Origin of the sequence: Streptomyces rhizoryzae, assembly GCF_023155275.1 — a bacterium.
In the GTDB taxonomy this organism is placed as follows: domain Bacteria; phylum Actinomycetota; class Actinomycetes; order Streptomycetales; family Streptomycetaceae; genus Streptomyces; species Streptomyces rhizoryzae.
On the sequence record NZ_JALMUV010000045.1, the window covers coordinates 12126 to 24552 of the forward strand.

At 71.7% G+C, this 12427-nt stretch carries 9 protein-coding genes; 1 reads left to right on the forward strand and 8 read right to left on the reverse strand.

The genetic code is table 11. The annotated features are described in order from the left end of the window. Nucleotides 1–30: 30 nt before the first annotated feature. The 7 genes from MUU72_RS28315 to MUU72_RS28345 all read right to left on the reverse strand — a co-directional run bounded on the left by MUU72_RS28315 (nt 31) and on the right by MUU72_RS28345 (nt 10607). Complete coding sequence (locus tag MUU72_RS28315; protein ID WP_248016254.1) at nt 31–363, reverse strand: hypothetical protein; 333 nt, start codon at nt 361–363, stop codon at nt 31–33. A gap of 190 nt (nt 364–553) precedes the next feature. Then, nucleotides 554–1972 (reverse strand): DUF6177 family protein, encoded by a 1419-nt coding sequence (locus tag MUU72_RS28320; RefSeq protein WP_248016255.1) that lies wholly within the window; start codon nt 1970–1972, stop codon nt 554–556. Nucleotides 1973–2053: 81 nt separating this feature from the next. Continuing rightward, nucleotides 2054–6028 carry a type VII secretion protein EccCa gene (eccCa, locus tag MUU72_RS28325; RefSeq protein ID WP_248016256.1) on the reverse strand — a complete coding sequence of 1325 codons (3975 nt, stop codon included), beginning with the start codon at nt 6026–6028 and terminating at the stop codon, nt 2054–2056. 57 nt (nt 6029–6085) lie between these two features. Then, the gene (locus tag MUU72_RS28330; RefSeq protein WP_248016257.1) at nt 6086–7318 is read right to left on the reverse strand and encodes a MinD/ParA family ATP-binding protein; all 1233 of its coding nucleotides are present in this window, start codon (nt 7316–7318) and stop codon (nt 6086–6088) included. A gap of 52 nt (nt 7319–7370) precedes the next feature. Beyond that, nucleotides 7371–8726 carry a type VII secretion integral membrane protein EccD gene (gene eccD, locus MUU72_RS28335; RefSeq protein ID WP_248016258.1) on the reverse strand — a complete coding sequence of 452 codons (1356 nt, stop codon included), beginning with the start codon at nt 8724–8726 and terminating at the stop codon, nt 7371–7373. Between the two features lie 164 nt (nt 8727–8890). After that, nucleotides 8891–9169, reverse strand: a complete 279-nt coding sequence (locus MUU72_RS28340) for a hypothetical protein (protein ID WP_248016259.1) — start codon at nt 9167–9169, stop codon at nt 8891–8893. Nucleotides 9170–9737: 568 nt separating this feature from the next. Beyond that, nucleotides 9738–10607, reverse strand: a complete 870-nt coding sequence (locus tag MUU72_RS28345; protein ID WP_308403883.1) for a 3-hydroxybutyryl-CoA dehydrogenase — start codon at nt 10605–10607, stop codon at nt 9738–9740. A gap of 160 nt (nt 10608–10767) precedes the next feature. Between MUU72_RS28345 and MUU72_RS28350 the strand changes: the two genes are divergently transcribed. Beyond that, the gene (locus tag MUU72_RS28350) at nt 10768–11985 is read left to right on the forward strand and encodes a glycoside hydrolase family 10-like protein (protein ID WP_248016261.1); all 1218 of its coding nucleotides are present in this window, start codon (nt 10768–10770) and stop codon (nt 11983–11985) included. 54 nt (nt 11986–12039) lie between these two features. On the opposite strand, the gene MUU72_RS28355 is transcribed toward MUU72_RS28350, so the two are convergent. Next, on the reverse strand, nt 12040–12249 hold the full coding sequence (locus MUU72_RS28355) for a DUF1918 domain-containing protein (RefSeq protein WP_248016262.1): 210 nt from the start codon (nt 12247–12249) through the stop codon (nt 12040–12042). Nucleotides 12250–12427 lie beyond the last annotated feature (178 nt).

The following is a 12427-nucleotide window of genomic DNA, read 5'->3' on the forward strand; positions in this document are numbered from 1 at the left end:
TGGTCGTAGTACGTCTGTCGCGGTCGGGCGTCAGCGGCCCGAGAAGCGGGCCGCGTCGAAGTTGGCCGCCGCCATCTGCGACCGGGCGTTGTCGGCCTGCTCCTGGACGCCGGTGCTGAAGGCCGATTCCATGCCCGACTGGCCCCCGATGATCGCGGCCAGCGCGCCGTTCAGCTCCGCTGTGATCTCGTCCGCGTGCGCCTTGAAGGAGTCGAAGGCCGCCTTGCCCGCGCCGTTGAACTTCCCCTCCAACGGCTGGGCCGCCTGGATGAGCTGGTGGATCAACGTCCCCAGCTCCGTGCTCGACCCCTGCGACTGCGACCTCAGCGTCGAGAGCGTCTGCGCCCCCATGTCGAACTTCATTGAGCTCCCCCCACTGGACTGGATGACCGTTTGCACGTCATGCCTATCAACTGCGCATCACCGGAGCAATCCGCCATCCCCATGCTATGACCAGGGTGTGACAACGGCTCAGAACCGCTGTCCGCCGACCCGGCGCCGCAGTGCGTTCGACGATGAGCGGGACGCGCCCGTCCACTCGGTGCAGGTGCGCTCACGCGCCTTTCAGATGCCGCATCAGGCGCTCGAAGTCCTGCCAGACCGACAGGTCCGACGGGTCTCCCTGGAAGGGGTAGTACAGCGCAGGGCGGGTCTGCGGTCCGAGCGGGGCGGGCGCCTCGGTCAGCGGGGTCTTTCGGGCGCGGTCGTCGGGTATCCCGCTGACTTCCTCTGCGCCGAGCACGAAGGCCAGTGGGACACCGGGGCCCTCGAAGCGGGGCGGCACGGCCAAGTCGCGGCGGGCTTTGCGGAGCTGGATGAGCATCGACTGGAGGCGGTGGCGGGTGGCGAGCAGCTCCGCGGCCCTGGGCAGGGCGTCTATCGGCGGGGCCTCGTCGGGGCCGTAGCCGAACATCAGCGTGACGTCTTCCTCCACGCCCGCTTTCGTGCGGCTGATCCGCACCGTGGCAAGGCCCGGCCGCTCCGGGTTGCCGACCACCACGACCCAGGTCGGCTCCGGCGCCCGGTCGCGGGCGAGGTCGGTGAGCTGTCGCGGTGACCAGGGGAGGTTGGCGGGTTCGGCGGTTCCCCAGCCGGCCGGGGGCCGGCCGGTGAGTTCGCGCCATATCGACTCCAGCGCGCCGCCGAGCACCAGGTGTTCGTCGGCGGGGTGGACGGTGCGGAAGGTCACGGCCAGCTGGCGCCCGGCGGCGGGTGTGACGTCCTGATAGGTGGCGGCCACCGGGGTGCGCGGGTCGTCAGCGGTTGCGTCGGGCGACGGTACGGGGGCGAACATGCCGTCGTGCCAGCGCAGTACGGCGCCGGTCAGCCCGTCGTAGTAGCCGCCCCGTTCGTCGCGTACCACCCAGCGGCAGGGCCAGGTGCTGAGGCTCTCGCGGACGGCCGGGGAGAGCGTCGCGCCTGGTGGGGTGACGACCTGGAGGCCGAGCTCGGCGGTGGCGGCGGCGCGGAAGGCGTCGGAGAGCCAGGCGGTCATGGCGACCACAGGCCGGTCCTGGATGACGACGGCGACCTTGTCGGTGAGGACATCGACGGCAGGGTGAGCGGCGGCCGGTTCGGGCGCGACGCTCAGGCCGTCGGTCTCGACCACGGCCAGGGACCGGGTGGCTTCCGGTGGCCAGGCGGAGCCGTCGGCCAGGGCGGCCAGTCGGGCCGCGCAGGTGCCGGCGAGGCGCTCGGCCTCTTCGACGCCGGTGGTGGCGCGGGCCTCGGTCCACCAGTACGGAACCGGCGGCGGGGTGGCCCCCAGCAGCCGCTCAGCCTCCCCGGGGACCTGTACGAACAGCGGTGCCTCGACGGAGACCAGCGGCCGGCCCTCACCGTCGCACAGCCGCACCACGGCGCCCTCGCCGGCCGTGTCGACCAGCTTGTCCGGGCCTCCGGAGAGGAGGCCCGCAAGCATGGCCCACGGGTCGGGCATCCGTTGGGTGAGGGCGATGACGTCCTTGGTCATGGGTCGTCTGGTCCTTTGCGTTGTTCGGGGCACCGGTGCCGTAGGTCCCGGGTGGTGCGCGTGCACGGGCACGTCCGGGAGTCAGGCGCCGGAGTGCACGGTCTGGATCAACCGGTTGGGGTGGCCCCTGCGGATGAGGATGCCGCGGCCGGCCGGTTGCCGGGACGCGTACACGCCGGGGAACAGCTGTCCCTCGCCGCGGTCGCCGGACATGACGAGGGCGGCGGATCCCGATTCGCGCAGGGCCTGTACGAGGGGTTCGTAGAGGCCGCGGGAGGCTCCTGCGACGCGGCGGGTGAGGACGAAGTGCAGGCCGATGTCGGCCGCCGAGGGGATGAACGGCAGGAACGGGGCGAGGGGTTCCTGGCCGGCGGTGGTGAGGACGTCGTAGTCGTCGACGAGGACCACGATCCGCGGACCGCCGCCCCAGTTGCCGGGTTCCAGGTCCTCCAGCCGCGCACTGTCATCGGGCAGCCGTTTGCCCAGGACGTCGGCGATACCGTGAGCAAGGCCCGCGCACAGCTTGGCGTTGTAGGCGTAGCCGCCGTTGAACTCCTCAGGGACCGCGCCGCGCAGACTGCGCCTGGGGTCCATGAGGGCGAAGACCAGCTCGTCCTCGCCGTACCGCTCGATGAGGCCCGCGGCGATGGTTTTGAGCAGGTTCGTCTTGCCGCATTCGCTGTCACCCAGGATCAGCAGGTGCTGGTCATGCCGGAACAGGTCGAGCACAACGGGCTGGAGCGCCGCTTGGTCGAGGCCGATCGGCACCCGCCGGGGTTCGGTGGCGGGACCCGGCAGGAGATGGGGCTCCAGCTTGTGCGGCAGCACCCGCACCGGCTGGGCGACCTCACCGCTCCAGGTGGCCCGGATCGTCCGGGCCGATCGCTCCAGGACGGTACCCACGTCCGCGGCATCGGTGCGTCCGTCGGTACGGGGAAGCGCGACCTGTGCGAAGAGTTTGCCGTCGGTGAGCACACGGCCGGGCTCGTCGGGGGAAAGCGTCGCGGCGAGCTTGTGGTCGATGCAGGACTCGCCGGGGTCGTTCAGCCGCAGTTCGATGCGGGTGCCGAAGTTGGACTGGACGGCGATGCGGGCGTCGTTCCAGCGGAGCATGCCCGCCACCACGTGGATGCCGTAACCACCGCCACGCTTGAGGAGGTCGGCGACGGCGTCGTCCAGCTCCTCGAAGTCGTCGCGCAGCGCGCCGAAACCGTCGATGACGAGGATGATCTCGGCCGACGTGAGCCGTGGCAGCCGGCCTGCTGCATGCAGGGCGCGCAACTGCTCGACGGAGTCGATGCCGTGCTCGCGGAAGAGGTCCTCCCGGGCCGCGAGCATGGCTCGTACCTCTTCGACTGTCCGGGCCGCGCGCTCACGGTCGGCGCGGCCCGCGATGCCACCGACGTGCGGCAGGCCCGACAGCGCCGGCAGGCCGCCGCCGACCAGGTCAAGACCGTAGATGCCGACCTCGCGTGGGGTGTGGGTCAGCGCGAGCGAGAGGACGAGGGTGCGCAGGAGCGTGGTCTTGCCGGACTGAGGGCCGCCGATGACGGCGGCGTGACCGCCGGCCACCGTGAGGTCCAGGTACCACGGGCCCTGCCACTGCCGGGTGGGGTCGTCGAGGAGCCCGAGCGGGACGTCGAGCGGCCCGCGGCGCCCCGCCACCTGCGTACCGCGGGCACTGACCTCCAGCGGTCCGGCGACGGTGTCCAGGGTGATGGCCTCGGGGAGCGGGGGCAGCCAGATGCGGCGCACCGGGCCGGCGGCGTTCGCCAGCTGCTCGACGATGACGCCCAGTTCGGTCGGCCCCGTCTCGCGCCGCCGCGCCATCTGTTCCTCCCCCTCCGAAACTCCGGTGGCGGCAGTGGAGTTGAAGGTGTCGTAGGGGAGGGCGAGGGGTCCGCTGTCCTCCTCCTCGTCGCGCTGTACGGGACCGCGGTAGGGGCCGGAGACGTAGCTTGCCTTGAAGCGGTCGTAGTGGCTGGTGTCGACCTTGAGGTAGCCGAAGCCGGGCAGCGGCGGCAGGTGGAAGGCGTCCGTGGTGTCCAGGACCGTGCGGGACTCGTCCGCGGAGAACGTCCGCAGGCCGAGCCGGTACGAGAGGTAGGTGTCCAGCCCCTTGAGCTGGCCGCCTTCGATGCGCTGGCTGGACAGCAGCAGGTGCACGCCGATGGAGCGGCCGATGCGGCCGATGGACAGGAACAGGTCGATGAAGTCCGGCTTGGCGGTGAGCAGTTCACCGAATTCGTCGATGACGACGAAGAGATGGGGCAGCGCCTCCAGGTCGGGCCGACTGCTGGTGCGCAGCGCGGTGTAGTGGCCGATGCCGGAGATGTTGCCGGCGTCCTTGAGGACCTGCTGACGGCGCTTGACCTCGCCGGCGAGGGAGGCGTGGACGCGTTCGACCAGGCCCGCCTGGTTCTCCAGGTTGGTGATGACGCCGGCGACGTGCGGCAGGCCGGCGAACGGCGCGAAGGTGGCGCCGCCCTTGTAGTCGACCAGGACGAGGGAGAGGTCCTCGGGAGGGTGGGTGGCGACGAGGGCGAGGACGAGGGTGCGCAGGAGTTCGGACTTGCCGGAGCCGGTGGCGCCGACACACAGGCCGTGCGGGCCCATGCCCAGCTCGGAGGACTCCTTCAGGTCCAGCAGCACCGGCTCGCGGGCGTCGTTGAGGCCGATGGGTACGCGGAGGAAGGCGCGTTCGCCGCGTGGTGCCCACAGGCGAGAGACGTCAAGGTGCGCTACGTCGTCGATGCCGAGGAGGCCGGCGAAGTCCACCGGCCCGGTCAGCGGGGCATCGGCGAGGGACTCGGCGGACAGACGCAGCGGCGCCAGCATCCGGGCCAGCCCCTCGGCAAACGGAATGCTCACCTCGTCCACGGTGCCATGGGCGGTGACCGGCTCCCGCTCCCGCAGGTCCTCGATGAGGACCTGATCGTCGTCGACGGTGATCCGGACGCTCACCTGCCCCGGCTCCTGGACCCGCTGTTCCACCAGATGCACGACGGTGACACCCATTTCCCGCAGGCCGACCGCCTCGTCGGGACGCGGCAGGTCGACGGCGTCCTCGCCGTGGCCGTCAGCGACGACCACCAGCCGGGACGTCATCGCCAGGGCATCGCCGCCGGACAGACCACGGCGCACCTCGGCCGCGTAGGAGGCCCGGCGACCCAGTTCTGGGCCGAGCTGCCGGGCGAGCTGGAGGGTGGAGGGGGCGATGCGGCGGGCGGCGACCGGGCCGTCGAACTGCTCGGCGTCGAGCAGATGCGGCAGCCACTTGGCCCACTCCCAGTCGGCGAGCCGATCCCCGGGCACGGCGAGCGCCATCGCGACGTCATCCGGGGCGTGCAGGGCCGCGGCCTGGAGGAGCAGGGCACGCGCGATGCGCAGGCAGTCAGGGCGGGGGCCGATGATGCTGACGTTGCCGACGCGGTCCAGCGGGACGGTCAGGGGGAGCCCGGTGCCGGTGCGGAAGCGGGCTATCAGCGCCGACGCCTCGTTGAGCATGAAACGGTCCGGCGGGGTAAGGACCGACGAACCCTGCTGAGCGATCTTCAAGTCCCGCACGGGCATCTCACCGGTGCCCACCCGCACGTGCAGGAAGTCGCCGTCGGTGCGGCGGCGCTCCCACAGCCGCGCCGGATCCCGCACGATGTCATAGAGGGCGGCCGGCGGCGGGTTGAGGACCCCGGCGCGTTCGGCACGCCGGCGTTCCTCGGAGGAGAGCTCCTCGCGCAGGTCCTCCAGGTACACGAGGTATGCCTCGCGCTGGGTGCGTCGGATGCGCTGGGCCTTGCCCCGCTGGGAGAAGACGAGCGCGACGGACCCGATGACCGTGACGACGAGGATGATCGCGCCCAGCACGGCGAACTGGCTGTTGCGCACGACCGTCATCATCACCACCGACGACATGACCCCGGCGACGGGCAGCAGCGACATCGCGATGTTGCCCGCCTTCCCCTCGGGGAGGTTGGGCGGGGCCTCGATGACGCGTGCCTCAAAGGCGGCCGGGGGCCGGGTGGTCCTGGCCGGGCGGTGGATCAGTCGGGTACTCATCGGCGTCCGTCATTCACGGTTCGTCGTCCGTTGTTCACGGTCGGGTTCGGCATCTGGTCAGTGACGCTGCTGGGAGAGGTGGAAGACGTCCGCGGCGATGCGGGCGGCGGCCTGCCTGGTCGGGTGGGCGACCAACTCGGTCCGTATCCGGCCGCCGGCTGCCAAGTGCCGGTCATACGGCAGCACCTGCACGCTCACTCCGGTGGACCTGAGCCTCTCGGTGGCCTCGCCGAGGTCGATCCCCGACCGGGGCATCAACTCGGTGAGCACGACGACGGTGCCGGCGATCACGTGCCGGGGTAGCCCCCGCATCCACTGGAGCACCGCATACGTGCTGGAGATGCCCTCCGGCGTGGCCGGCGTGGCCAGCACGCGACCGTGGGCGGCGTTGAGCGCTACCCGGGCGACCTCGGCGGGCAGCGTCTCGCAGTCGATGACCATCACCCCGAAGTACCGCCGCAGCGCCACCACGGCCCGCTCGTATGCCCGGCTGTCCAGCATCGCGCCGACCTGGCCCAGGCTCGCGGGCAGCAGCCAGGCGTTGTGGGGGAGTTGGACGAGGTAGCCGGTGACGTCGAGCAGCGTCATGTCCGGCGTGACGATGTCCGCGATATCGCTCGTCGTCCAGCGCCGCGACGGGGCACCGAGCCGCAGCGGCAACGAGCCCAGCGCCGGATCCGCCTCCAGCAGGAGGACCGGATCCTGCCGGTAGTGCGCGAATGTCGTACCGAGCAGCGCGGCGACGGTCGTCTTGCCCGAGCCGCCCCGGATGGACGTCACAGCGATCTGCCGACCCGTCGTCACCGGCTGCTGAAGCACCCCGGCGGTCCGGGTGACCGCGGCGACCTCGCGTGCGGCCGACGAGGACACGGTGCGGCGCAGGGCGCGTGCGGCCCGCGCGGCGAAGGACTCGCCGTGCCGCGGCTTGCGCCGTACTGCTCCGGCCAGTTCCTCGTCCCTCACGGGCAGTGAGCCGGAGGCGCCGCCCGGTTGGGGACTCGCGGGGTGCGCCGCCGGGGCTTGCTGCTTCTGCTCCCGGTACGGATGGTTGCCCTGCTGCGACCAACCGTCCTGCCGGGCCGCCTGCTGCTCCTGCCCCGGATACGGGGAGGCGGCCGGCAGGGGCATCCCCCCACCCACGGCAGCCGGGGTCGGGGAGCCTGGTACGGACGGGCCCGCACCGGGCGCGGACGCCTGGTGCGCGCCCCCGCCGGGGCCCTGCGCACCCCGCTGAGCGCCGCCTCTCAGGTCGCGCAGCACCTCACCCTGCCAGCTGTCTCCGTTCGGCATACCTGCCCTTCACCCCACCCCGCTGCCCCGCCCGGAGCGCCTGCACATCGACTCAGAACTGGTTGAGCAGCTGCCCGTACACACCGAACACACCGAACGCGAGCGGGAAGAGCCCCACCATGCCCACGGATTCGACCAGGTCGGCCACGCGCCGCAGCCGCACCTGCACATGCTCGGGCACCTGCACCGCCAACACGACCAGCGGCAGCACCGCAGCCGCACCCAGCACAGCGAGCGGCCCGGCACCCGCCGCGTGCTCCCGCCACACCACCACAAGGCGCACGAGGAGACACGATGCGGCGACCAGGAGTGTCACCACCTCGGCGACCAGCGGGAAGGCACGCGCCCTCGACACGAGCACCACCACGACGAGCGACACCAGCAACACGGCCCACACGGTCGGGCTTTCGGCCAGGGTGAGCAACCAGCCGGCGGCAGCCGCAGAAACCGCCGTGACGACCGTTGACAGCACCAGACCACGGTGCGTCGCCGCCAGCGCGGTACCCACCTGGTGGCGGCTGACCGAGACCCCACCCGAGCGGCGATCGTCGAGCGCGGTCAGCCCCGACGCCATCAACGCAAGCCGCGGCAGCACGCCGAGCAGCACCAGGGAGAACACGGCCATGACGGCGCCGAGCCGGGCCGGATCGCCCTGGACAGCGGCGGCCACCTCCCAGACGACGGCGACCACGGCAGCCGTCACGGCGCCCACGAGCCCACCTTTGCCCAGCGGCGAGAAGCAACCAAGGCACCCGAGCGTCAGCACCAGCACACCCGCAACGCCGGCAAGCCGCGCCGACCCTGGCCAGGCGTACGCGTCAGCGGCCGTCCACGCCGTGAGAACGCCAAGTCCGCCGGAGGCGAGCAGGAGCGCGGTCGTCAGTCCACGGTTCCCCTGACCGATCTTGGCGACGAGCACCCCGGCCACCAGGAGTACGAGCGCGAGGGACGAGCAAGGACCGACGAGGGAGTCGAGCGCGAACTCCCGGCGGGCGAGCAGCGCGGCAATCACCGTGAAGGCGACCGACGCCGCGCCCGCGCTGGCCCGGCGCGCGGCCGGCCGCCAGCGCCACGCCCGGAGGTCGAGGTCGTCAGCCACCTGGTCGGTGACGTCGTGCACCACCGGGGCGGGCGGCGCGGAGTGCGTCCTGACGAGCCGGAGCACGGCACCGTCGACGATCCCGGCCGACGCCAGCGTGCTGTCGTGCGGCAGAACGGAGCCGTCAGACGTAATCAACTGCCGCGTCATCGGTCCCGACCCGGGCCGGTCGCCCAACAATTGCAGGATGTCGGGAAGCAATTGCCCGATGGGAGTGTCGGAAAGCAGGACGATGTCAGCCCGGCGCCGCTCGCCGACCAAGGTCACTCGACTCAGTTGCGCCCGGGAAGTCGTTGCTCTGCTCACCACTTACGTGAACCTATCATCGCGACGCTGAGAGCACTCAGGCCAACCGCAGACGCCCGTCCTGCATGTGCCTCCCCGGCACCGCTTCAGAGAGCCGTCCTCTGGGTACGGGATGCAGTCCGCGTATGTCTGGGAGTGCTGCAAAAGATTCCCGCATCTGCGGACTTCTAGGGTTTCGCTGGCTTCGTCGACGGCTCGTACTGCTGCACCTGGTGCTGCTGCTTGTCCTGCTCGACCTTCTGCTTCGCCAGCGTGTGCTGAAGGAAGGACCACCCGACGCACCCCGCGCACAGGACGGCCGTGATGGCGATCCCCGCGAACACCTTCCCGAGCCGCTCGTCCGCCGTGCGACGCCCCCGCTGCACACCGAACAACAAGGCGTCCCGCATCCTGCGCCGGCGTACCGCCACCGACTCCAGCAACTGACTGTCGTCATCCCGTGCCATTTCCTCGACCGTCGCCTCTCGTCCGCCGCTGCACCTACGCTCGTTGATCCCTTGGTCGCCGGCGACAACGTGCCAGCCACCGTGAGGCCCTCCGAACCTGCCCCTCACCCCCAGACCGGTACTCGGCCGCTCGAAGGACGCCAGTTCGGTCCGGGCATCGTGCCCCTGAGGGAGTCCTCAGGTGAGAGGACGCACTGCTGCCGCCGTCCATCGCCCGCCCGATGCAGTGCTCGGAACGCAGGTCAGGACGCTCCACAACGGGGACATGCCAGGGATTTTTCAGGGACTTTCAGCTCTGTCCCAGGGATTTTCCCGGGACTTTTCGCTGAGTGAGCGGGAAAGGCCCCGACAGCCCTGAAAGATGCAAAGCCCCAGGTCAGGGCCGGTTTTCCGGTCGTCGATGAGCCTCGCCGGGTCGTTTCCCTGGGGAGACCACGGGGACCGGGCGCGCCTGCGTGGGCGAGGGGCTGACCGGGCCTCGAAAGCCACCCGGCCGCAGCGCCGCCGCTGGCGCTGCCCGAGTGAACTCACCCTGGAACAGCGCCAGTGGGCGACGTCACCGTACTCCCTAGTACGAGTAGAAGCCGGATCCGCTCTTCCGCCCGAGTCGCCCCGCGTCCACCATCCGCGCGAGCAGCGGCGGCGCGGCGTACAGCGGCTCCTTGTACTCCTCGTACATGGAGGCGGCGACCGAGGCGACGGTGTCGAGGCCGATCAGGTCGGAGAGCTTGAGCGGGCCCATGGGGTGGGCGCAGCCCAGTTCCATGCCGTTGTCGATGTCCTCGCGGCTGGCCATGCCCGACTCGAACATCCGGATCGCGGAGAGCAGGTACGGGATGAGCAGGGCGTTGACCACGAAGCCGGAGCGGTCCTGGGCGCGGATGGCGTGCTTGCCCAGGACGTCCTGGGTCAGGGCCTCGGCGCGCTTGAGGGTCTCCTCGGCGGTGGTCAGTGCGGGGATCAGCTCGACCAGCTTCTGCACCGGCGCGGGGTTGAAGAAGTGGATGCCGATGACCTGGTCGGGGCGGGAGGTCGCGACCGCCAGCTTGACCAGCGGGATGGACGAGGTGTTGGACGCCAGGATCGCGTCCGGGCGGACCACCACCTGGTCGAGCACCTGGAAGATCTCCGTCTTCACCTGCTCGTTCTCCACCACGGCCTCGATGACGAGGTCGCGGTCGGCGAACTCGCCGAGGTCGGTGGTGAAGCTGAGCCGGCCGAGCGTCGCGTCGCGTTCGGCCACCGTGATCTTGCCGCGTTCGGCGGCCTTCTCTAGCGAGTTGGTCAGCCGGGTGCGCCCCAGCTCCAGTGCCTCGCCGGTGGTCTCCGCGACCTTGACGTCCAGGCCGGCGCGGGCGCACACCTCGGCAATGCCGGCGCCCATCTGGCCACAGCCGACCACTCCGACGCGTGCAATGTCGGCGAATGAGTCCGTCACCTCGTGCCTTTCGCTGATCTTCGGGACCGGCGGTACGCCGTAAGGGTCCGACGCCCGCCTCGCCCCCGACGTTACTCCGCGAGGTGCTGGGAGGACGGCCCCGGGGCGGGCATTCTGAGCCTGCCAGATGGGACGAAACGGACGAGATGGGGGCTTTTTGATGCGAGGGATCACACGCCGCGGGTTCGCCGCGGCGGCGGTGGGGGCGGCCTCCTGGCTGCTGGGCGCGGGTGCCGGACCCGGCCGGGGCGCCCCCCGCCGGGAGATGCGCGGGATGTGGCTGGCGACGGTGGCCAACCTGGACTGGCCGTCCCGGCCCGGGCTGGAGCCGGACGTCCAGCGCCAGGAGCTGACCCGCCTGCTGGACACCGCGGTCCGGCGGCGGCTGAACACGGTCTTCTTCCAGGCCCGGCCGAGCGCGGACGCGCTGTGGCCGTCACCGTACGAGCCGTGGGCGCAGTACCTCACCGGCACCCAGGGCCGCGACCCGGGCTGGGACCCGCTGGACTTCGCGGTCCGCGAGGCGCACCGGCGCGGCCTGGAACTGCACGCGTGGTTCAACCCGTACCGGGTCGCCAACCACGCCGACCCCGGCCGGCTCTCCGCCGGCCACCCGGCCCGCCGCCACCCGTCCTGGGTGGTGCCCTACGGCGGCAAGCTCTACTACAACCCCGGACTGCCGGAGGTCCGGCGCTTCGTGCAGGACGCGATGATGGACGCGGTGCACCGCTACCCCGTCGACGGGGTGCACTTCGACGACTACTTCTACCCGTACCCGGCCGCCGGCCAGACCTTCCGCGACGACGCGGCGTTCGAGGCGTACGGCGGCGGCTTCGACCGCCGCGCGGACTGGCGGCGGGACAACACCGACCGGCTGGTCCGCGAGATGGCCGAGCGGATCGCCGCGACCGGCCGGCGGGTGCGCTTCGGCGTCAGCCCGTTCGCGGTCTGGCGCAACAGCGGCACCGACCCGCGCGGCTCCCGGACCGAGGCCGGCGTGCAGACCTACGACGACCTCTACGCCGACACCCGGCGCTGGGTGCGGGAGGGCTGGCTCGACTACATCGTGCCGCAGGTCTACTGGCCGCTCGGCTTCACCGCCGCCGACTACGCCGAACTGGTGCCCTGGTGGGCCCGCACCGTGTCCGGGACCCGGGTGGAGCTCTACATCGGCGAGGCGCTCTACAAGGCGGGCCGGACGGCGCAGCCGGCGGCCTGGCGGGACCCGGCCGAACTCTCCCGCCACCTGGCCTTCGCCCGCCGCCACCCGGAGGTCGGCGGGCACGTGTACTTCTCGGCCAAGGACGTGGTGCGCGACCCGCTGGGCGCGCTGCGGCGGGCCGCCGAGGACCACTACGGGGCCGCGGCCCGGCCGTGACCCCGCGCACGGCGGCGGTGGCGGACGCGGGATCCGCCACCGCCGCCGGACGCGCTAGCGGATGGTGTGGGGTTCGGTGCTCCGGGCGTGCTGGACGACGCAGTCCGGGCCGGGCCACATGATCGTTTCGTGGCCGTCCTCGGCGCGGACGCGGAAGGGCGGTTCGCCGTTCGTCCCCAGCACTTCCACGATCTCGACGACGTGGTCGCCATGGCCGACGGTCCTGCCGTGCACCAGCAGCCGGTCGCCCGTCTTCGCGTGCATCTGGGCTCCTCCCGCCTGGGGTGGCCGCCGACCGGAGCGCCCGGCGCGCACGGCGGCCGGGCGGGGGGACGGCCAACGGATTGCGGGCCGGGAACGGCCCGGACGGCACTACCTGCCATCGCTGGCCAGTCTAGGTCCGGGGGCCGGGCCCGCGCCCGGCGAGCCGGGCCGGGCCGGG